We start from the raw sequence: 19,880 nt of genomic DNA, 5'->3' as shown, positions 1-19,880 counted from the left end.
TCTAATTTATTGTTCCTGAATAGAAAAACATTCAAATTCTTCGGCAAAATGGGTCAAAGCAATCCAACGTTCAAGGCGCCACAGCACCGATCAAACACCCTAGGATTGTGGTGCGCTTTGCAAGTAACACTGCCCCATGCCACCCCGACGCATCGCTTCACCCAACAACCATTGCGTGGTCTCTACTGGAACCCGCCCCCGCGAACCCTTATGTCTTTCACAACAAAAGGACACCGTTATGACTACCCGCAATCAAGCCGCCCTAGACTTTCTGCTGACCCGTCGGTCCCGCCCCGCCAAGACATTGACGACGCCGGTTCCGAGCCGGGATGAACTGGGTGACATCCTGACCGCCGCAGCCCGCACGCCCGACCACGGAAAATTGGAACCTTGGCGGTTTATCGTATTGGAAAAACCTGCGCTTGCCCGGCTCGCGGCAATGATCCCAGACCGTGCCGCCGCCCTAGACATCCCCGATGACAAGCTGGTCAAAGCCGTCGCGCAATACGCAAATGCGGACCTCGCGATTGGTGTGGTCGAATGCCCCGTGATCTCTGACAAAGTACCTGAGATCGAACAAACCTATTCAGCCGGTGCCGTCTGCCTGTCTTTGCTTAACGCAGCGTTGGCGTCTGGCTGGGGGGCAAACTGGCTATCGGGATGGGCCTCACATGATGCAACCTTTTGCCGCGAAGGCTTGGGGCTCGCTCCTCATGAACGTGTCGCAGGCTTGATTCATATCGGCACCGAAACCAACGCTCCACCAGAGCGCCCCCGCCCCGATCTTACGGCCAAAACCACTTGGATTAGCGCGTGATCCTTAACGACTTTTTCAAAGCGCTCGCGCAAATAAACGACAGCGCATTTAAGCGCGTGTTGTTCCTCGGCCTTGGTCTGACGGTCGCGTTACTGGTCGGCATCTACGCAGGCTGGCTCTGGCTTATTGAGACGTTCGCGGATGGCCCCTTTGTCCTTCCCTTTGTTGGGGAAATCACTTGGATCGGCAATCTAGCGGGCTGGGGTGGACTTGCATTGATCCTTTTGATGTCAGTCTTCCTAATGATCCCCGTCGCATCAGCAATCACTTCGTTTTTCCTCGAGGATGTGGCCGACGCGGTTGAGGCAAAACACTACCCACTTTTGATGCCCGCGCCCAAAGTGCCCTTCGTGGATGCCGTTCGCGACACCATTATGTTCTTTGGCGTGTTGGTCGGGGCGAACCTTTTGGCGTTTTTCGCCTACGCGATGGTGCCGTTTCTAGCAGTCCCAATCTTCTTTGCTTTGAACGGATATCTGCTGGGTCGCGAATATTTTACCATCGCGGCCATGCGCCGAGAAGGTCGCGCAGGGGCGCGTGCGATGTATCGTAAGAATACTGCTGAAATATGGATGGCCGGACTGTTGATGGCGGTCCCGCTTACGATCCCGCTCCTGAACTTGTTTGTCCCGATCCTGGGTGCCGCGACGTTCACCCACTTGTATCATCGCATTTCTGCGCGAAACGGGGCTATTGGGACGCGGTAGCCTCGATTGGATCCATCCGGCCAAACCAATCCAGATCACGCACGGAAATCCAGCCTGACAATATTATGACCGTGATTGCCGCCCAAATCGGAATTGCGAAATAAGTCGTGATCCGCGCTTTGCGTCCAACCTGAGCATCCGCAGGAGCGGATTTATGAGTGCCCGGAACGACTTCACCCGCTTCTTCTTGCGTGGTCATCCGAAGCGGCAGCACGATGAAGAACGTCATGAACCAGACGACCGCAAACAAGACGATAGCGGATGTAATGCCCATCAGACTTCTTCCAGTTCGATCAAGCAGCCGTTGAAATCTTTCGGGTGCAGAAACAGGACAGGTTTGCCATGTGCGCCGATTTTTGGATCTCCCGTACCAAGAACCCGTGCACCTTCAGCTTGTAGTTTGTCGCGTGCGGCAAGGATGTCATCGACTTCATAGCAAATGTGATGGATGCCGCCGGATGGGTTCTTCTCGAGAAACCCGTTAATCGGGCTGTTGTCACCCAAAGGATACAGGAACTCGATCTTGGTGTTTGGCAACTCGATAAAGACAACCGTGACACCGTGGTCCGGTTCATCTTGTGGTTCCCCTACCTTGGCGCCCAAAGCACCGCGATACTGCGCACATGCTGCGTCCAAATCCGGAACCGCAATCGCTACGTGATTCAATCGACCGATCATTGTCTACCCTTCCAATTCGTTGTGCGTCTTATCAAGCAGGCCTGCAGGCGGTGCAATGCCCCCCTTTGTCGCGGCATGGCGAAGAAACCTTTTTTGTTAACCAAAGATTCACGACGAAGCCGTTTACTGAGTCGCAACACATTAACGAAGGGGACAACGATGGATAGCCTAGACGACTTTATGCAAACCCGCCCACCAACCTCGGCGCGGCCCTTGCTGGGCCTGACAGTGCTTGTCGTAGAAGACAGCCGTTTCGCGTCTGAGGCTATGCGCCTGTTGTGCCTGCGCTCCGGTGCCCGCATTAGACGGGCTGACAGCCTGTTTCATGCCAAAAAACACCTTGCGGTTTATCGTCCGTCAGCCGTGATTGTTGACATCGGGTTGCCGGATGGATCCGGTGTTGACCTGATCCGTGACCTCACCAGCGTTCGCCCGCGCGTTGACGTTGTTCTAGGCACGTCGGGCGACCCTGACGGTGAAACGAAGGCCATCAAAGCGGGCGCAGACGGGTTCTTGGCCAAGCCTCTGGCCAGCCTGGCTGAATTTCAGGCCGCGATCCTCAAACACCTGCCGAGCGATCGGCAGCCCAAAGGCATCCGACCCGTGACGGATGAAATCATTGTGCCAGACGTCGTTGCGCTGCGTGACGACCTGTCAGCCGCAGCCATCGCCCTTGAGGACACAAGCGATCAACGCACCCTGCGCTATCTCACCCAGTTTTTGGGCGGGCTAGCACGTAGTATCGATGACGATCACCTTGAGCGGGAAACACATGTGCTCGCATCGCTCCAATCCAAAGGCGACGCCGTCCACAGCCAAGTGGCCCGCATAGCTGGAATGGTTCAGGAACGTATTTCCAACACGGCGTCGATCTAATTTACACCGACGGATCTTGAGCGGGGTCGCGGTTAACCAATAAAGGGTCCGTAAGATCGCGCAACGCCTGACGTTGTGCGCCTGCGATATCAAAATTTTCCGGCGCAAGCCATGCTTCGAACGCAGCCCGCAGGTCCGGCCAATCCCTATCCGTGATCGCAAGCCATGCGGTGTCGCGATTGCGGCCTTTCACAATCAGATGTTGGCGAAAAATGCCTTCCCATGAGAACCCAAACCGCTGTGCAGCCCGCCGAGACGGCATATTCAACGCATTGCATTTCCACTCATAACGCCGATAGCCAGCCTCAAAGGCGGCCTGCATCATCAAGAACATTGCCTCGGTTGCAGCGACCGTCCTTTGTAAAACAGGTGCGAAGTTAATGTTGCCGACCTCAATGCTCCCAACCCCCGGGACAATGTTGAGGTAAAACGCATATCCGACAGGGCCCAAATCCGGCAGGCAAATCGCGTAGCCTTGCCAATCAGGTTTGGCCTTTGCGGTCTCAAGGATTGAAACAAGGCCCGCTTCGTCTATGGGCGGCTCTTCATAGAGGTAGTCCCAAATGTGGTCATGGCCAACCATATGGGCCCAAATGGCAGGGCCATGCCGCGCAGGTTCTATCGGTTCCAATCGCAAACTACGCCCATGCAACACGACATCGCCAACCTGTTTCGCCTCAACAAAATCAACCACAGGACCCACGGGCCGCGCTTCGTTATTCATCAACATTCCCCCAAATCCACCCAAACCGAACACAGGTCCGGCAAAAAGTTGCCCCAATTGCTGGCCATACCATTGGCACGGGTTAGCCCCGCGGCAAGAGGAAAAACATCATGGAACGTTTCGTTAAGAAATTCTGGACCGAAGAAGACGGCAACGCCACCCTTGATTGGATGGTTCTAACGGCTGGGCTGGTTCTATTTGGCGCCGCGATCATTGCGACCGTTGGCTCCTAACCTCACCCCAGTCTTAAAAACACGCCCAGCACGTCGCTTTACAGCACCAGACCGGGGTTCGATCCGAGCTCCAGCCCCGGGAAGACCGCTTGTTCCAGCACATCACGCTGCAACCCCATCAAATCATGCATGACCCAAGCCGCGTAGGCCCGCACATCTCGTGTCGGCAACAGATCGCGCCCTGCGTATAAATCACCCTCTCCCAAGCCCGGCCATTGTCCCAAGACCTGTCCGCCACGCAACGCGCCGCCCGCAAACAACATTGCGCCGCCCGTGCCATGGTCCGTGCCCGAACTGCCGTTCTCATGTGCCGTACGCCCGAATTCTGTCAGACACAGCACCGCAGTCTTGTCCCAGACCGGCCCCAAGCCCGCCTGTAATGTCAGAATCGTATCCGTCAAAGCCGCCGCACCGCGACGCATGGTGTTCCGTTGCCGCGCATGGGTGTCCCAACCATTGATCGAAAACGACGCAATACGGGTGTCACCGCGAAGGCGTGACGCCGCAAATTCAGCGATTTCTATGTGTTCGCCAGACCCTTGCACAGCCTCCATCATCGGGCTGTTCGCCATCATCATTTCGGTTTCTTCCGCAAGCTCGCCTTGCAGTGAAATCTGCTCTGCGATCTCAATTGCGTCCTCTGAGGCCTCACGGAACAGCGGATCATCGTGATGCACCACATTCAACAATGCACGGGCATTCGGAGAAATCTGCAAACGTGCATCGGGCGACCAACGCGACGCAGGCGCCTGACCTGACAATACCAACATCTGTTCGCGGCCAATCGCAAAGGCGACCTCGGCCTCGAGCCCCGGAACCACCTGCAGCATCCGATTTAACCAACCATCGCGCAGACCACCGTTGTCCAGATCAGGGATACCGGCCTCTAAAATGTCTTGTCCATCAAAGTGACTGCGCTTGTCGCGATATGGTGTAGACACTGCATGTGCCGCGCCAAACTGCCCAGCCCGCCACAATGGCATCAACGACGAGAAAAGCGGATTAAGCGCGTAAAACCCATCTAAATCAATTGCATCTCCAGCTTCACCGGTGAGGAGGCTAGGCCGCAATCCGGCCAACGCAGGATCACCGTAGGGTTGGATGACATCCAAACCATCCATTGCCCCGCGCAAGATCACCACGACCAAACGGGTATCCCAAGGCGCTGCCGCCATGGCAACGGGTGTCACAAACGGAGAGGCCGCAGCCGAACAGCCCAACGCCGTTCCACCAATCAGGAAATTTCTGCGATCCATCCTCTATCTCCTTTGAAACGCGGCAGAGGCGAGAACGATGCCGACGCCATCGGATACGGTTTCGGCAGCTCCGGCAGCGAAAACCACCTCGTCAGGCGGCGTTGGCCCCAAGGCATCAAACACGAACGCGCGCGGGTCAGGTAAGTCCTGCAACATGTCTCGGGGCGCTTGCATTGACCAAGTGATCCGCCCAGCCATCCCTTGCGGCGTGATCCAGTTGTCTTCTTCTTCGGGCCAGCCGTCAGGGCCGACAGGGCTCTGCCAGTCCTGCCCCATGACCGACAAAGGACGTTGGATCAATCGGCGGGTTTGCTGCAACGTTGCGCCTTGAATCACCTCCAAGGGGACCCCCAATGCGCGAACGGCAGAGCTGATAAAATCGAACGGTTTTTTGACTTTTTCCAACTGTGGACCCCACGCCGCGTCCGAACGCAACATCACGTCATACAAAGCCGTCAACCCGCCGTCCGCTGCCAGATAGGCGGCAGCCATCTCGTCGATCATGGTGACGTCTGGTTCTGGTGCAATGAAATGCACCGCCAACTTGCGGGCCAAGTGACGCGCGGTGTCTGGATGCACCGCCAAATCCCGCAGGGCTTCGACGACATGAGCCATGGATTCTTCGCGGCCACCGTAAGTGATACCCAAAACCGTTTCGCTGCCGGGCTCTGCCATTTGTGAGCGATAGTAGGCACCTCGGCGGGCGGATGCGGTCAATCCAGTCAAAAGCTCGGCAAACTCTCGCACATCGTTTTGTGAATAGCGCCCGCCCACACCGAGGGTATGTAGCTCCAGAATTTCCCGCGCGAGGTTTTCGTTCAACCCAAGTCCGTTCGATTGCGCCGCACGGCTGTTCGGGCCCATTGATCGGTGTTGGTCCAGATACAGGATCATCATCGGGCTGCTCACGGCAGCCACAAGCATGTTCGCAAAATTGCCCGCCAGATGGGGACGGATCACTGTCTCGACATAGGGCGAGATCAAATTACGGCTGATCGCGTTGGACGCTCGAACTGTGAAATGATCGCCCCAAAACCGAGCAAGCCGTTCACGAAACCCGTCAGTGGTATGTGCCGCGCGTGCCAGCTCAGCCCGCAAATATGTCCCGACGGCCTCGCGCCCTGCTGCGCGCATCGTCAAACGATGCTCTTCGGCGGCGGCCTCACCGTCTGTCCCGCGCACCTCGTTCAGAGCAATAGAAGCAAGACGGTGGTCATTTGCAGAGGGGTAAACAGCTGAACTGGTCGGGATTTCGATCCGGGACCCAATCTGATCAGGCCCGCGCAATCGGTCCATCATTGCGTCAACAGACGAAGGCGGCGCGATGTTTGGCGACAAGCCTACACCGAAACGGATTGCAGCAAGGGTTGGATCAAATGACACGTGATTGCTCCGGTTTCATAGACCTTATGTGGGCCATATCGAGAGACAAACAAGCCAAAACAGGCGTTTCAAAAGAAAATGGGCGGGGAATTGCCCCGCCCATCTCTTATAATTTCGTAAAATCTTATGCTTCTGGTGGTAAAACCCGAAGACCCAATTCGCGCAATTGTTCGTTTGTCGGATCGCTTGGCGCGTCCATCATCAAATCTTCGGCACGTTGGTTCATTGGGAACATGATCACATCGCGCAGGTTGTCGGCATCTGCCAGCAACATCACGATACGGTCCACACCGGCGGCACAACCACCGTGTGGCGGGGCACCATATTGGAACGCGTTAACCATACCGCCAAAACGTTTTTCGACTTCGTCTTTGCCGTAACCCGCAATTTCGAATGCCTTGAACATGATTTCTGGGCGGTGGTTCCGGATCGCGCCGGACACCAGCTCATAGCCGTTACACGCCAGGTCATATTGGTAGCCCAGAACGTCCTCTGGATTGCCTTCAAGCGCCGCCATCCCGCCTTGTGGCATAGAGAACGGGTTGTGTTCAAAGTCGATCTTACCGGTTTCTTCGTCGCGTTCGTAGATTGGGAAATCAACGATCCAAGCAAACGCAAAACGGTTCGTGTCAGTCAGGCCCAACTCATCGCCGATAACCTGACGCGCCTTGCCAGCAACGGTTTCAAACGCTTTCGGCTTGCCGCCAAGGAAGAACGCAGCATCGCCGACGTTCAGGCCCAGCTGTTGGCGGATCGCTTCTGTGCGCTCTGGTCCGATGTTCTTTGCCAGTGGACCTGCGGCTTCTTCGCCCAGAGTGATCTCACCGGATTTGATCAGTGCGTTCACTTCTTTGACGGTGATGCCGCGCGCCTGCGCGATGCTGTCGGCGCTTTCCTTGCGCCAGAAGATGTAGCCCATGCCGGGCAAACCTTCTTTTTGTGCGAAGGCATTCATACGGTCACAGAACTTACGGCTGCCGCCTGTCGGCGCTGGAATAGCGCGCACTTCGGTGCCTTCATTTTCAAGCAGTTTGGCGAAGATCGCAAAACCGGAGCCTTTGAAGTGCTCAGACACAACCTGCATCTTGATCGGGTTGCGCAAGTCGGGCTTGTCAGAACCGTACCAAAGAGCGGCGTCGCGGTAAGAGATCTGTTCCCACGTCTGGTCAACTTTGCGGCCTTTGCCGAATTCTTCAAAGATGCCCGTGATCACTGGCTGGATCGTGTCGAACACGTCCTGCTGCTCAACAAAGGACATCTCAAGGTCGAGCTGGTAGAAGTCAGTTGGTGAGCGGTCAGCGCGCGGGTCTTCGTCGCGGAAGCACGGCGCAATCTGGAAATACTTGTCGTAACCAGACACCATAATCAGCTGCTTGAACTGCTGCGGCGCCTGTGGAAGCGCGTAGAACTTACCAGGGTGCAAACGTGACGGCACAAGGAAGTCACGCGCGCCTTCAGGGCTGGAGGCCGTGATGATTGGAGTCTGGAATTCGCGGAAACCACCATCCCACATGCGTTTGCGCATGGACGCCACAACGTCTGAACGCAGCTTCATGTTGTCTTGCATCTTTTCGCGACGCAAATCGAGGTAGCGATACTTCAGGCGCGTCTCTTCAGGGTATTCCTGATCGCCAAACACCATCAAAGGTAGTTCCTCAGACGCGCCCAGCACTTCGATGTCACGTACGAACACTTCGATCTCGCCTGTCGGCAAGTTCGGGTTCACCAGACTTTCGTCGCGGGCCAGAACGTTACCATCAATGCGGATACACCATTCAGAACGCACTTTTTCCAGTTCAGCGAATACTGGGCTGTCTGTGTCGGCGATGACCTGCGTCACGCCATAATGGTCGCGCAGGTCAATAAACAAAACGCCGCCGTGATCGCGAACGCGATGCACCCAACCGGACAGGCGAACAGTATCGCCTACATTTGCTTTGGTGAGATCGGCGCAAGTGTGGCTGCGATAGGCGTGCATGGGTCAATTCCTGCTAAATACGGTTCGGGCTGATCAACCGCGCCACGCGATCAAAGTCAAGTCCAACAGCCCCCATTTAGCGTATCTGTCACGCAAGTTGTGCAGCTTGGTCCATTATTTGGCGAGGCGCAGCGGCGCGGCGACGCAGAAACACCCAAAGTCCGCCGATCACCGCAATAGAGACATAGCCGTCCAACGCGTAGTGATACCCCGAATAGACCGACAGAAACAGGATCACGGCCACAAAGCCCACACCGATGAGCCCCAACAGACGCGAACGATCCCAAAGGTAAACCGCCGTGACCATCGCCATGGACAAATGCACGCTTGGAAAAGCCGAAATGCCAAAGCCGATGGATTGGTCCTGCGTCGTGTAGGCCGACCACAAGAAATCCTGAATAGGGCCAAAATAGTCGCGGATCTGGGGTGTTTGCGCGATGGCCGCCGTGAGTTCGGCAAAGCGGTCTGTTTCATAGATCCGGTCATAGAACACCGGCCCTGCAGACATCCCCGCCAAAGCCATCACATTGCCAATCAACACCCAAGCCGCCCCGTAAAGGATCAATGTGCGCGCAACGCGGTCCTTGTCGCGATCAAACGCTGCGATAAGGATCGGCAGACAAATCGCAGGCCAAACCCAAACGTGCAGATAGAACGGAATCAATAGATCCATTGGCAGCTGCTCGGCTAGGGCGTGCACGATGACATAGGGGTCAACGCCGCCATGAAGCGCCTTGTCCCATTCAGCCAGTGCCACATCTGCGTAAAACGGGGCGATAAACGGCAAGGACGTTTTCATCAGCGTAAAGCCCGCTTGTAAGAATATCGTCCCGCCAAAGGCCACTAAAACGGTCTTTACGAATGTCCAATGGGTATCCGTTTTTGACACCACCCGCAGGACAATCCCGCCGCAAATCAAAAATCCAACGGCGACCCAGAAGGCTTCAACGATGTTGGACGCCTTTTGCCACGCGGAATATAGCGCCAGAAGGCCATTGTCGCGCGTCAGTAAAACCACTGCAACGGCGACACAAAAGTACACAACTGATAATATGGCATAGGTCTTCATGGGCCGGCCTTCGATTTCTTGTACTGCATTCGCCTCGTTTTCTTCGAGAACTTTGCGACACTATCCCAGAAGAATATGGCGCAATTTAGAAAGCAACGGGCCAATTCGCGGACATGGCTCTTCCCTCGCTCCAAACCCCGCCCGATCGCCGCGGTTTCCTAACTAAACTGCAAAACAGCCGCTTGCCCCCTTGCACCTGTCTGGACTCGCCCTATAACCCGCGAAGATTTGAACATAGGGGGCCGTCATGCCAAAAAGAACCGACATCCAATCGATCATGATTATTGGAGCGGGCCCTATTGTTATCGGCCAAGCCTGCGAGTTCGATTATTCTGGTGCTCAAGCCTGTAAAGCGTTGCGCGAAGAAGGCTACCGCGTCGTTCTGGTTAACTCGAACCCAGCGACGATCATGACTGACCCGAACATGGCCGACGCGACCTACATCGAGCCGATCACACCATCCGTCGTCGCAAAAATCATCCTGAAAGAACGCCCCGACGCCTTGCTGCCAACTATGGGTGGCCAAACAGGTTTGAACACAGCACTTGCTGCTGACGAGATGACGATCTCCCAATTGTTCGAGGGCGCAGAGCTCGACGCGGTTCTGGAAGAGTTCGGGGCAGATGCTGCTGACAAATCCATCCTCGAAGTTGCTGGCGTTGAAATGATCGGCGCAAAGCGCGAAGCCATTGAAATGGCTGAAGATCGCCAGCTCTTTCGCGAAGCCATGGATCGCCTTGGGATCGAAAACCCGAAGGCGACGATTGTTACCGCCCCGACCAAAGACAAAACCGCACCACGCGTGACCGACAAGTTCGACATTCCAGCGGGCATCGCCATCGCGCTAGACGCCCTCGAAGAAATCGGCCTGCCGGCAATCATCCGCCCAGCCTTTACAATGGGCGGTACAGGCGGCGGCGTGGCGTACAACCGCGAAGAATACGAACACTTCTGCCGCACAGGGATGGAAGCCTCCCCAGTCGCGCAAATCCTTGTCGATCAGTCCTTGTTGGGTTGGAAAGAATACGAGATGGAAGTCGTGCGCGACACCGCTGACAACGCCATCATCGTTTGTTCCATCGAAAACGTAGACCCAATGGGCGTGCACACAGGTGATTCTATCACCGTGGCCCCCGCCCTGACGTTGACGGACAAAGAATACCAATTGATGCGGACGCATTCGATCAACGTCCTGCGTGAAATCGGCGTTGAAACAGGTGGCTCCAACGTTCAGTGGGCCGTGAATCCCGCAGACGGCCGCATGGTTGTAATTGAAATGAACCCGCGCGTGTCGCGGTCTTCCGCATTGGCATCCAAAGCCACAGGTTTCCCGATTGCAAAGATCGCAGCGAAACTTGCCGTGGGTTTCACGCTTGATGAACTGGACAACGACATCACCGGCGTCACGCCAGCGTCGTTCGAACCTTCCATCGACTATGTCGTCACCAAAATCCCGCGTTTCGCATTCGAGAAATTCCCAGGCTCCGAACCTTACCTCACAACGGCGATGAAATCCGTTGGCGAAGTCATGGCAATTGGCCGGACGTTCCACGAATCCATGCAAAAAGCACTGGCGTCGATGGAAAACGATCTGACAGGGTTTGACGAGATTGAAATCGAAGGCGCACCAGACAAAGCCGCCATCACCAAGGCCCTTGCGAAGCAAACACCGGACCGCGTTCGCGTGATTGCACAGGCCATGCGCCATGGTCTCAGCAACGAAGACATCCGCGCCGTGACCGCGTTTGACCCCTGGTTCCTTGACCGGTTCCGCGAAATCATCGACGCCGAGAACGACGTTAAGAAGAACGGCCTTCCGAAAAACGAAGCCGATCTGCGCGCGCTCAAAATGCTCGGCTTCTCGGATGCCCGCCTTGCCATCCTCAGTGGCCGTGACGAAGACAACGTGCGCCGTGCCCGCCACAACCTTGGCGTCAAAGCCTCCTTCAAACGCATCGACACATGTGCCGCCGAATTTGAGGCCCAAACCCCGTACATGTATTCCACCTACGAAGCCCCGATGATGGGCGAAGTAGAATGCGAAGCCCGCCCGTCTGATCGCAAAAAGGTCGTCATCTTGGGCGGCGGTCCAAACCGGATCGGCCAAGGGATCGAATTCGATTACTGCTGCTGTCACGCCTGTTATGCGCTGACAGATCAAGGCTACGAGACCATCATGGTCAACTGCAACCCTGAAACCGTGTCCACCGACTACGACACATCGGATCGCTTGTACTTTGAACCGCTGACGTTCGAATCCGTCATGGAAATCCTGCGCGTTGAACAGGAAAACGGCACGCTGCACGGCGTCATCGTTCAGTTCGGCGGCCAAACACCATTGAAGATCGCACAAGCCCTCGAAAACGAAGGCATCCCGATCCTTGGCACATCACCCGACAGCATTGACTGGGCCGAAGACCGTGAACGGTTCCAAGCATTGGTCAATGATCTGAACCTGCTTCAGCCAAAGAACGGCATCGCATCGACTGATGCGCAAGCCCTTGAAATCGCTGAAAGCATCGGCTTCCCACTGGTCATCCGCCCGTCCTACGTTCTGGGCGGTCGCGCCATGGAAATCGTGCGCGATATGGGCCAGCTTGAACGCTACATCTCTACGGCCGTGGTTGTTTCCGGTGACAGCCCTGTGCTGCTCGACAGCTACCTCTCTGGCGCTGTAGAAGTCGACGTTGACTGCCTGTCCGATGGCACAGACACCCATGTTGCGGGCATCATGCAACACATCGAAGAAGCCGGCGTTCACTCTGGCGACAGCGCCTGCTGCCTGCCCCCCCACACTCTGTCTGCCGAAATCATCACAGAGATCAAACGCCAGACCCGCGAACTCGCGCTTGCGCTAAAGGTCGTTGGCCTGATGAACATCCAGTTCGCGGTCAAAGACGGAGACGTTTACCTGATCGAGGTCAACCCCCGCGCGTCCCGCACAGTGCCTTTCGTGGCCAAAGCAACGGACTCCGCCGTGGCCTCTATCGCGGCGCGCCTAATGGCGGGCGAACCCCTGTCCAACTTCCCAATGCGCGCGCCTTACGAAGCCGCCGAGGACCCGATGGACGTGATGCCGCTGGGCGATGCCTTCACACTGGCGGACCCGAACACACCATGGTTCTCCGTCAAAGAAGCCGTACTTCCATTCAACCGCTTCCCGGGCGTCGACACGATCCTCGGGCCAGAGATGCGCTCAACCGGCGAAGTCATGGGCTGGGCCCGCAACTTTGGCCGCGCCTTCCTAAAGGCACAGATGGGCGCAGGCGTTGATCTTCCGACAACTGGCACGGTGTTCTTTTCGATCAAAGACAGCGACAAGACCGACCAACTGGTTGAAACCGCACAAATCGTCACCGACCTTGGCATGACCATCTGCGCCACCCGCGGCACCGCCGCTTGGCTCGCCGAGCAAGGGATCAAAGCCGACGTGGTGAACAAAGTCTACGAGGGCGGTCGCACAGTCGCTGACCTTCTGAAAGACGGCGAAATCGCCTTGGTCTTCAACTCAACAGAAGGCACAGCCGCCGTAGAGGACAGCCGCTCCATCCGCGCCGTCGCCCTAAACGACCGCATCCCGTACTACACGACACTGTCGGGTAGCCACGCAGCGGCACTGGCGATGAAAGCAAAGGTCGATGGCGAAGTGAACGTGCGGGCCTTGCAAGGCTAATCTTGCGGTAGGAATCGAAGCCGACCAACGATCCACCCAGAAATCGTTTTACTTTCAAAACAGGTTTCTGGGACCAAAGACGGATGCTCAAAGGGCAAGCGAAACCGCGACCGTTCAAGCGTTGTACTTGACAACACTACAATAAAATTGTCGTTTACTCGGATTGATCGATATTTTTTTGAACGGATAAATAGATGAAAACTATATTCAGCGCCCTCGCGGCGGGCATTTTGGTTGCAAGTGCAGCCCAATCTGCAACGTTTGACCTGACTGATGAGACCTTTGTTGCTGGGTCCGTCACATACAATGCCTACAACCCAATAAATGGCTTTCAAGAGGAAGCCGACGGCGTCACCTTTACCTTTGCGACAACAGGTCAGTTTCGCAACATCGGTGTATGGCAGGGCGGAGCAATCGACCCTGCAAATGCCGCACTCTCCTTTGGTGGCGGCGCAGGAAACCCAACCTCATTCACGATGTCGGTCGATACTGATGTGACGCTGAATGCCTTTCTAGGTTTTAACCAACTGTACAATACAGGCGTAATCTTCGATGTCGTCGGCGATGGCGTATCTTCTAGCGGAAATACGTTTTCAACGGACGCTTTCCTGTCGACCGGCGTACCAGTCGCCGAGAGTTTCGTTGGAGGGGGCCTGTCTTTGACAGCAGGTAGTATTTACTCGTTCACCGCCTCGAACGGTGGCGCCTTAACACGGAGTTACTTTACCGGGTTTGATTTCACCACGACCTCTGTAACGCCCACGCCTTCGCCAGTTCCACTCCCCGCTGGCTTGCCGCTGCTGTTGGCAGGTTTGGGCGCGTTCGGTTATGTAAAACGGCGCAAAACAGCCTAACCCATAAGGTCTAATTCTGACGACAGACTCGCGCGACCCTTCTACAGGACAGCGCGAGTTGCGTTTCGTCGCCGCGGTTTTCAGGGTTGTTTCGTCTGGTCAAATACAACTTCGCGACCCAGCCTGATTCCGCGCTGTACCAACGTTGCGTCTTGCTTGCATTTTGACGCTCTATAGGTCCCTATATCCGAAGTTAAGATAAGGGATTAGAGATGTTCAGCGCAGCGATTACCGGCACCGGTGTTTTCACCCCTGAGCACACCATCACAAACGATGAATTGGTGGTCGCATTTAACGCCCACGCAGATCTGTTTAACGCCGGAAATGCCGATGCTATTGCAGCCGGAACGATTGCCGCGAAACCCCATTCCAGTAGTGAATTCATCCTTGCAGCATCCGGCATTGAACGGCGTTATGTTCTTGATAAGGCGGGCGTTCTGGACCCTGCACGCATGTGCCCGAACCTGCCTTCGCGCAACGATGACGAACCCAGTTTAATGGCTGAAATGGCCGTTGACGCATCTTTGCAAGCCATGGCGCAAGCGGGCCGTGGGGCGGACGATATTGATGCTGTGATTTGTGCGGCCTCTAACCACGAACGGGCCTACCCCGCGATTGCCGTGGAAATCCAAGACATGTTGGAAATCAACGGTTTTGCCTTTGATATGAACGTCGCCTGCTCTTCTGCGACGTTTGGCATTCAAACCGCCTGCGATATGATCAAATCCGGCAGCATCAAAAGCGCGCTGGTCGTCTGCCCCGAGATTTGCTCGGCCCATCTGGAATGGCGCGACCGCGACTGTCATTTCATTTTTGGCGACGTGGCAACTGCCGTGCTGGTTGAACGCGACGAGGACCTGCAAGGCCCACATTTCAAAGTGAAATCAACGCGTCTCGCGACACAGTTTTCCAACAACATCCGAAACAACAACGGCTTCTTGCGCCGCACGCGCGATCAAATGGAAGACCGCCGCGATATGCAGTTCATGCAGAACGGTCGCAAGGTATTCAAAGAAGTCTTGCCATTGGTCAGCAAACACATAGCCGACCACATGAACGACGAAGGTGTAAAGGCAACCGAGCTGAAGCGGATGTGGCTGCACCAAGCCAACAAAACCATGAATGACTACATTGGCAAAAAAGTTCTCGGGCGCGTCCCTGAAGAGGACGAACAGCCCAATATCCTGCAAGACTACGCCAACACGTCTTCTGCTGGATCGATCATTGCGTTCTCGCAGCACTCAGCGGATTTGAAATCCGGCGATGTTGGGCTAATCTGTTCGTTCGGGGCTGGCTATTCGGTCGGGTCCGTCCTTGTAGAACGCGCGTAAGGAACCACGATGAAGATTATGCTTGCCCTAATAACCCTAACGACACTCACCGCCTGCGGAGTCCCGTTCGTCCCGTTTATCTAACGGGACTTACTTGTTCTCTTCTTCGAGGTGCAGTTTCATGTCGATCAGCACCTTTTGAAGCTCTAGCGTTTCCCGCAACAGGCGCTTGGCTTCGTTTACTGTGATAATGCCGTCTTCGATGGACTGCTGATATTCCGTCATCAACATCGCAAAACGCTGGCTTAGCGCGATGACATCAGAATTGATTCCACCTTCAGAGTTTTTGATCGACGCGTCTTTGTTCAAGGTCGCGCCATGCAGTTCTGCCAAGGCAGATGTTACATGCGGATAGCTGGCTGCGGCTTCAAGCTGCGCAACAGCATCTACAGGAATGAAACGATCAGAATGTTCTTCGGAATCAGAGTAGTAGCGTCCAAGTGTAGCTTTGGACTTGCCAGTTAGCTCGCATGCAGGCTCAATGCCCACGTCCTTCACGAGCGCTTCTGTATGTTTCTTCAAGTAGCTGCCCATTCCAGCCATATTTTTTATCCCCTGTTCCGATCGGGAGGGGAATGTCCTCAGACTTTTCCCATAACTCGCCGCATCCATTCCTGACAGATATAACGTCAAAGGGAAGTTGAAAAGATAAATAACTTTCAAAGAGATCGGCGTCCCCAACGCCGAAGAGCCAAGGGGCTGGACCCCATCCAAGGTCGAATGGTTATCCATTTGTATCCCGGACCCTTGGCTCGTTGTTTCGTAAGGGCGTGTTTGCCGCCCTCCCGCTCACGGGCGAAACTGAAAAGACTGCCGTCCGGGGCCTTGCAACAGCCTCGGCGGCGGTTCATTTTCCGCCACTATGGCAAAACTATATTTCAACTACTCAACGATGAACGCCGGCAAGTCGACGGTGCTTTTGCAGGCCGCTCACAACTATGCTGAACGCGGTATGCAGTGCTACCTGCTGACCGCCCAGTTCGACAACCGAGCGGGCGAAGGGCGCATCGCCAGCCGGATCGGTATTGGTGAAGAGGCGGACACGTTCAATATGAATGATGATCTGTTTCGTAAGGTCGAAACCCGATTGGCACGTGGCCCTTGCGCCTGCATCTTTATCGATGAAGCCCAATTCCTGAGCAAAGAGCAGGTCTGGCAGTTGGCCCGCGTTGTGGATGATCTGAAAGTGCCTGTGATGGCCTTTGGATTGCGCGTCGATTTCTTGGGGGAACTGTTTCCGGGCTCCGCGGCCTTGCTGGCTTTGGCGGATGAAATGCGGGAAGTGCGCACGATCTGCCACTGCGGCAAGAAGGCGACGATGGTCGTGCGCAAAGACGCGCAAGGTCAGGTCGTGACAGGCGGCAACCAAGTGCAGATTGGCGGCAATGAATCCTACGTCAGCCTATGTCGCCGCCATTGGCGCGAAGCGGTAGAAGATGGCGGCGACACTTTGGTGTAACCCGCCTGCACCCATTAATTAATTCACCTGCTGGGGCGGGGTTTTACCCTGAGACCATGCGATGATGTTATCCAGCGCCATTTGTCCCATCGCTTGACGGGTTTCTTGTGTAGCGGAACCGAGGTGCGGCAGCAGCACGCAATTGTCCAGGGCCATCAGGCGTTCTGGCACGTGAGGTTCGTTTTCATAAACGTCCAAGCCCGCACCAGTGATCGCGCCTTTCTCAAGCACATCAATCAAAGCCGCCTCGTCAACGACCTCACCACGGGAAATATTGATGAAGATGCCCGTGGGCTTCATCGCCGCAAGGGCCGCCGCATCGATAAGCTTGGTCGTGCCTGCCCCGCCAGGGGTTGCGACAACCACAAAGTCAGCGGTTTCCATGACAGCCTCTAGGCTCTCCAACTGGCGCGCGGGGACTTCTGTCACTTTTGGGGACCGATTGTGGAACACAACATCCATGCCAAACCCGTAATGGCACCGCGCTGCAATCGCTTGCCCGATCCGCCCCATGCCAATTACGCCCAAGGTTTTGCCCGTAACGTGCGTGCCAAGCAGCCCCTTCACATCAAAGCCACCCCAAGCGCCAGAACGCACCATGCGTTCGCCCTCACCTGCGCGGCGCGCCGTGGCCAACAACAGCGTTAACGCAATATCCGCTGTCGCATCGGTCAGCACATCAGGTGTGTTGGACACGATGACCCCTGCCGCCGCCGCGGCAGCGTCGTCGATGTGATTGTAGCCGACGCCAAAATTTCCCAGCATCTTGCAACGGATATCCCCTGCAAAGCTGGCTTGCGTAAAGGCATCGCCCAAAGTTGGCAGGATGCAATCATACGACGCCAATGCCGCGGCGCATTCGGCCTCGGACAATGCGCCGCCCTCATGAACGGTCACGTCAAACGCAGCGCGGGCCTTTTCCATCACAGGCTCGGCAATCGGGCGGGTAATCAACAGCGTTTTCATGTCGTTATTTCCTTTCGGGTCAGCACATGCGTTCCCCGATGGGGACGTCTTTGTCAGGCGCAATTAGGACAACACCACTAGCATCATAAGCCCCCAGCACCAGCACTTCGGACATGAATTTGCCAATCTGGCGAGGTGGGAAATTCACCACCCCCATGACCTGCCGCCCGATAAGGGTCTCGGGTGTGTAGTGATCCGTGATTTGCGCCGAGGTTTTGCGTTCGCCGATCTCGGGTCCGAAATCGATCCACATTTTGATCGCGGGTTTGCGGGCTTCGGGATAGGGTTCTGCACGGATCACGCGGCCAACACGGATATCGACCTTCATAAAGTCGTCAAAGGATATCTCGCTCATTTGGACAGCTCCTTACTGCGATCCGTGGCGGCTTTTACGGCGCGACGCAGAAGCGGTGGAAAACCATTCCCTTCATCCATCAAGACCTCAAGCGCGGCCTGCGTAGTCCCATTTGGTGACGTCACGTTAACGCGCAACTGGCTGGGGGTTTCATCAGCGTCTTCGGCCAGCTGCCCTGCCCCACCAACGGTCGCCTTCGCCAGCCTCATCGCTAGGTCGGCAGGCAGCCCTTCGGCAACACCTGCCGCCGCAAGGGTTTCAATAAGATGGAACACATAGGCCGGCCCAGACCCGGAGACGCCCGTAACCGCGTCCATCTGGTTCTCATCATCAAGACGCACGACCTGCCCCACGGCGTTTAGCAGCGTCTCGGCCATATCCAACTGCGCGCCCGTTGCATGGTTATTGCCAACAATCGCAGTGATGCCTCGGCCTACAGCAGCAGGCGTATTTGGCATGGCGCGGATAATCGGGCTTTGAGCGCCCAGCGCGGTCTCGAAACTCGCGATAGATGTGCCCGCCGCGACGGACAGGAAAACTGTGCTGCCATTACCAAGCGCCTGCATCGAGGGCAGCGCCTCGCCCATCATCTGCGGCTTCACGGCAATCAACGCGAGCGCCGGATCATCAGGTAACCCCGCATTCACATGCACACCCGTCGCCAAAAGCCAGTCAGACGGGTGCGGATCAAGCACCCAAACCGCATCTGGCGCCAATCCACCAGAAAGCCAGCCTGCCAACATGGCCGACCCCATTTTGCCGCAGCCCAGCAGCACCATGCCACGTGTTTCGATTTGCTCTAAAGACATGAAAACCCCCGCCTTGTTCAGCGCAGGTTAGGGCGCACAAGACGAGGGTTCAAGCTGTTGTCGTTCCTGTATGAACTGCCGCTTACGCGCGGCCGTATGCCTCGGAGATTGCGACCTGCAACGCCTCTTGTGGTGTGCGTTCGGCCCATGTCACCAGCTGGAACGCTGGGTAAAAACGTTCGGCTGACAAAACTGCCGCGTTGATCATTGTGTCGATTTGGTCTGGTCCGGCGACTTGTTCGCCCGCGAGCACCAATCCATAGCGATAAACCATCAACTGCTGTTCGGCCCAGTAGGTGAACGCACCTGCCCAGCACATATCATTTGTGCGGTTCAGACATTCATAAAGCGCGGGCATCCGTTCGGCTGGTGGTTCCATCTCGAAGGTGCAGATCAGTCGCAGGGTCTGGTCATAGGCGGACCATGCCAATGTGATGGAATAGGTGCGCCACTGGCCTTCGATAGAAAAGGCAATCTGGTCATCGTGGATACGGTCAAATTCCCATTCATGATGCTCTGCGATGTGTTCGCAAAGGTCGATCGGATGAATGTCATCGACGTTGTCGAAATGCTCGGTGAGTGCCATAGGCCTGCGCCTCCTGTCCAATCCAGACGGCCCTGGCAGGGGCTATATCTGGTGTCCCGCTCGATCGGGGCGAATACATAGTCCGTCCCTTGCTACATATCGTGCGACGAGCGGGCTACACCTGTA

The 19,880-nt window shown here is 56.0% G+C and carries 20 protein-coding genes; 8 read left to right on the top strand and 12 right to left on the bottom strand.

Features of this window, described 5'->3' with window-relative positions; genetic code table 11:
• Positions 1-238: 238 nt before the first annotated feature.
• Together KO486_RS15715 and KO486_RS15710 are read left to right on the top strand one after the other, a co-directional pair.
• A complete protein-coding gene (locus KO486_RS15715; RefSeq protein WP_216038216.1) occupies positions 239-817 on the top strand; it encodes a nitroreductase in 579 nt (192 codons plus the stop codon).
• Entirely contained in the window at positions 814-1,524 is a 711-nt protein-coding gene (locus KO486_RS15710) for an EI24 domain-containing protein (RefSeq protein ID WP_216038215.1), read from the top strand. Before KO486_RS15715 ends, KO486_RS15710 begins: the two co-directional genes overlap by 4 nt.
• Here KO486_RS15710 and KO486_RS15705 read toward each other — a convergent pair.
• Together KO486_RS15705 and mce are read right to left on the bottom strand one after the other, a co-directional pair.
• Entirely contained in the window at positions 1,508-1,798 is a 291-nt protein-coding gene (locus KO486_RS15705) for a DUF1467 family protein (protein ID WP_216038214.1), read from the bottom strand. The two genes, KO486_RS15710 and KO486_RS15705, sit on opposite strands and share 17 nt — an antisense overlap.
• Positions 1,798-2,202, bottom strand: a complete 405-nt coding sequence (gene mce / locus KO486_RS15700; protein ID WP_216038213.1) for a methylmalonyl-CoA epimerase — start codon at positions 2,200-2,202, stop codon at positions 1,798-1,800. The genes KO486_RS15705 and mce overlap by 1 nt, the downstream gene beginning before the upstream one ends.
• 159 nt (positions 2,203-2,361) lie before the next feature.
• Here mce and KO486_RS15695 point away from each other — a divergent pair, with 159 nt between their 5' ends.
• The gene (locus KO486_RS15695) at positions 2,362-3,078 is read left to right on the top strand and encodes a response regulator (RefSeq protein WP_216038212.1); all 717 of its coding nucleotides are present in this window, start codon (positions 2,362-2,364) and stop codon (positions 3,076-3,078) included.
• A 1-nt stretch (position 3,079) separates the two neighbouring features.
• Here the strand turns inward: KO486_RS15695 and KO486_RS15690 are convergent, their stop codons facing one another.
• Positions 3,080-3,802 carry a GNAT family protein gene (locus KO486_RS15690; RefSeq protein ID WP_216038211.1) on the bottom strand — a complete coding sequence of 241 codons (723 nt, stop codon included), beginning with the start codon at positions 3,800-3,802 and terminating at the stop codon, positions 3,080-3,082.
• A 110-nt stretch (positions 3,803-3,912) separates the two neighbouring features.
• Between KO486_RS15690 and KO486_RS16565 the strand changes: the two genes are divergently transcribed.
• Entirely contained in the window at positions 3,913-4,035 is a 123-nt protein-coding gene (locus KO486_RS16565; RefSeq protein ID WP_289847974.1) for a hypothetical protein, read from the top strand.
• A 38-nt stretch (positions 4,036-4,073) separates the two neighbouring features.
• On the opposite strand, the gene KO486_RS15685 is transcribed toward KO486_RS16565, so the two are convergent.
• The 4 genes from KO486_RS15685 to KO486_RS15670 form a co-directional block, all read right to left on the bottom strand.
• Complete coding sequence (locus tag KO486_RS15685; RefSeq protein WP_216038210.1) at positions 4,074-5,291, bottom strand: DUF1501 domain-containing protein; 1,218 nt, start codon at positions 5,289-5,291, stop codon at positions 4,074-4,076.
• A 3-nt stretch (positions 5,292-5,294) separates the two neighbouring features.
• On the bottom strand, positions 5,295-6,674 hold the full coding sequence (locus tag KO486_RS15680) for a DUF1800 domain-containing protein (protein ID WP_216038209.1): 1,380 nt from the start codon (positions 6,672-6,674) through the stop codon (positions 5,295-5,297).
• A 124-nt stretch (positions 6,675-6,798) separates the two neighbouring features.
• The gene (gene aspS / locus KO486_RS15675; protein ID WP_216038208.1) at positions 6,799-8,652 is read right to left on the bottom strand and encodes an aspartate--tRNA ligase; all 1,854 of its coding nucleotides are present in this window, start codon (positions 8,650-8,652) and stop codon (positions 6,799-6,801) included.
• Between the two features lie 88 nt (positions 8,653-8,740).
• Positions 8,741-9,721, bottom strand: coding sequence for a phosphatase PAP2 family protein (locus KO486_RS15670; RefSeq protein WP_216038207.1), 981 nt, complete (start codon positions 9,719-9,721; stop codon positions 8,741-8,743).
• A 247-nt stretch (positions 9,722-9,968) separates the two neighbouring features.
• Between KO486_RS15670 and carB the strand changes: the two genes are divergently transcribed.
• The 3 genes from carB (at position 9,969) to KO486_RS15655 (ending at position 15,579) form a co-directional block, all read left to right on the top strand.
• On the top strand, positions 9,969-13,394 hold the full coding sequence (gene carB / locus KO486_RS15665; protein ID WP_216038206.1) for a carbamoyl-phosphate synthase large subunit: 3,426 nt from the start codon (positions 9,969-9,971) through the stop codon (positions 13,392-13,394).
• Between the two features lie 194 nt (positions 13,395-13,588).
• Positions 13,589-14,248, top strand: coding sequence for a VPLPA-CTERM sorting domain-containing protein (locus KO486_RS16500; RefSeq protein ID WP_252734839.1), 660 nt, complete (start codon positions 13,589-13,591; stop codon positions 14,246-14,248).
• Between the two features lie 212 nt (positions 14,249-14,460).
• A complete protein-coding gene (locus KO486_RS15655) occupies positions 14,461-15,579 on the top strand; it encodes a beta-ketoacyl-ACP synthase III (RefSeq protein WP_216038205.1) in 1,119 nt (372 codons plus the stop codon).
• 90 nt (positions 15,580-15,669) lie between these two features.
• Here KO486_RS15655 and KO486_RS15650 read toward each other — a convergent pair whose 3' ends face one another.
• Positions 15,670-16,122: a hypothetical protein gene (locus KO486_RS15650; protein ID WP_216038204.1), complete on the bottom strand. Its 453-nt coding sequence runs from the start codon at positions 16,120-16,122 to the stop codon at positions 15,670-15,672.
• Between the two features lie 319 nt (positions 16,123-16,441).
• Here KO486_RS15650 and KO486_RS15645 point away from each other — a divergent pair, with 319 nt between their 5' ends.
• A complete protein-coding gene (locus KO486_RS15645) occupies positions 16,442-17,038 on the top strand; it encodes a thymidine kinase (protein WP_216038203.1) in 597 nt (198 codons plus the stop codon).
• 18 nt (positions 17,039-17,056) lie between these two features.
• Here the strand turns inward: KO486_RS15645 and KO486_RS15640 are convergent, their stop codons facing one another.
• From KO486_RS15640 to KO486_RS15625, 4 genes are all read right to left on the bottom strand, one after another.
• Positions 17,057-18,004 carry a D-glycerate dehydrogenase gene (locus KO486_RS15640; protein ID WP_216038202.1) on the bottom strand — a complete coding sequence of 316 codons (948 nt, stop codon included), beginning with the start codon at positions 18,002-18,004 and terminating at the stop codon, positions 17,057-17,059.
• Between the two features lie 19 nt (positions 18,005-18,023).
• Complete coding sequence (locus KO486_RS15635; RefSeq protein WP_216038201.1) at positions 18,024-18,359, bottom strand: tRNA-binding protein; 336 nt, start codon at positions 18,357-18,359, stop codon at positions 18,024-18,026.
• Positions 18,356-19,168, bottom strand: coding sequence for a pyrroline-5-carboxylate reductase (gene proC / locus KO486_RS15630; protein WP_216038200.1), 813 nt, complete (start codon positions 19,166-19,168; stop codon positions 18,356-18,358). The genes KO486_RS15635 and proC overlap by 4 nt, the downstream gene beginning before the upstream one ends.
• Positions 19,169-19,250: 82 nt before the next feature.
• Positions 19,251-19,754: a YbjN domain-containing protein gene (locus KO486_RS15625; RefSeq protein WP_216038199.1), complete on the bottom strand. Its 504-nt coding sequence runs from the start codon at positions 19,752-19,754 to the stop codon at positions 19,251-19,253.
• Between the last annotated feature and the right edge of the window lie 126 nt (positions 19,755-19,880).

The sequence above is a fragment of the Octadecabacter sp. B2R22 genome, assembly GCF_018861045.1.
Classification (GTDB): Bacteria; Pseudomonadota; Alphaproteobacteria; order Rhodobacterales; family Rhodobacteraceae; genus Octadecabacter.
Note: the sequence above shows the minus strand (reverse complement) of the source record. Positions and strands in the feature narration are given on the sequence as shown.

Bases quoted from the DNA above. Each gene is read 5' to 3' on its own strand.
- KO486_RS15645 (WP_216038203.1), top strand. From the start codon at position 16,442: ATGGCAAAACTATATTTCAACTACTCAACGATGAACGCCGGCAAGTCG.
- proC (WP_216038200.1), bottom strand. From the start codon at position 19,168: ATGTCTTTAGAGCAAATCGAAACACGTGGCATGGTGCTGCTGGGCTGC.
- KO486_RS15715 (WP_216038216.1), top strand. From the start codon at position 239: ATGACTACCCGCAATCAAGCCGCCCTAGACTTTCTGCTGACCCGTCGG.
- KO486_RS15635 (WP_216038201.1), bottom strand. From the start codon at position 18,359: ATGAGCGAGATATCCTTTGACGACTTTATGAAGGTCGATATCCGTGTT.
- KO486_RS15655 (WP_216038205.1), top strand. From the start codon at position 14,461: ATGTTCAGCGCAGCGATTACCGGCACCGGTGTTTTCACCCCTGAGCAC.
- aspS (WP_216038208.1), bottom strand. From the start codon at position 8,652: ATGCACGCCTATCGCAGCCACACTTGCGCCGATCTCACCAAAGCAAAT.
- KO486_RS15640 (WP_216038202.1), bottom strand. From the start codon at position 18,004: ATGAAAACGCTGTTGATTACCCGCCCGATTGCCGAGCCTGTGATGGAA.
- KO486_RS16565 (WP_289847974.1), top strand. From the start codon at position 3,913: ATGGAACGTTTCGTTAAGAAATTCTGGACCGAAGAAGACGGCAACGCC.
- KO486_RS15625 (WP_216038199.1), bottom strand. From the start codon at position 19,754: ATGGCACTCACCGAGCATTTCGACAACGTCGATGACATTCATCCGATC.
- KO486_RS16500 (WP_252734839.1), top strand. From the start codon at position 13,589: ATGAAAACTATATTCAGCGCCCTCGCGGCGGGCATTTTGGTTGCAAGT.
- KO486_RS15705 (WP_216038214.1), bottom strand. From the start codon at position 1,798: ATGGGCATTACATCCGCTATCGTCTTGTTTGCGGTCGTCTGGTTCATG.
- KO486_RS15695 (WP_216038212.1), top strand. From the start codon at position 2,362: ATGGATAGCCTAGACGACTTTATGCAAACCCGCCCACCAACCTCGGCG.
- carB (WP_216038206.1), top strand. From the start codon at position 9,969: ATGCCAAAAAGAACCGACATCCAATCGATCATGATTATTGGAGCGGGC.
- KO486_RS15670 (WP_216038207.1), bottom strand. From the start codon at position 9,721: ATGAAGACCTATGCCATATTATCAGTTGTGTACTTTTGTGTCGCCGTT.
- KO486_RS15650 (WP_216038204.1), bottom strand. From the start codon at position 16,122: ATGGCTGGAATGGGCAGCTACTTGAAGAAACATACAGAAGCGCTCGTG.
- KO486_RS15690 (WP_216038211.1), bottom strand. From the start codon at position 3,802: ATGAATAACGAAGCGCGGCCCGTGGGTCCTGTGGTTGATTTTGTTGAG.
- mce (WP_216038213.1), bottom strand. From the start codon at position 2,202: ATGATCGGTCGATTGAATCACGTAGCGATTGCGGTTCCGGATTTGGAC.
- KO486_RS15685 (WP_216038210.1), bottom strand. From the start codon at position 5,291: ATGGATCGCAGAAATTTCCTGATTGGTGGAACGGCGTTGGGCTGTTCG.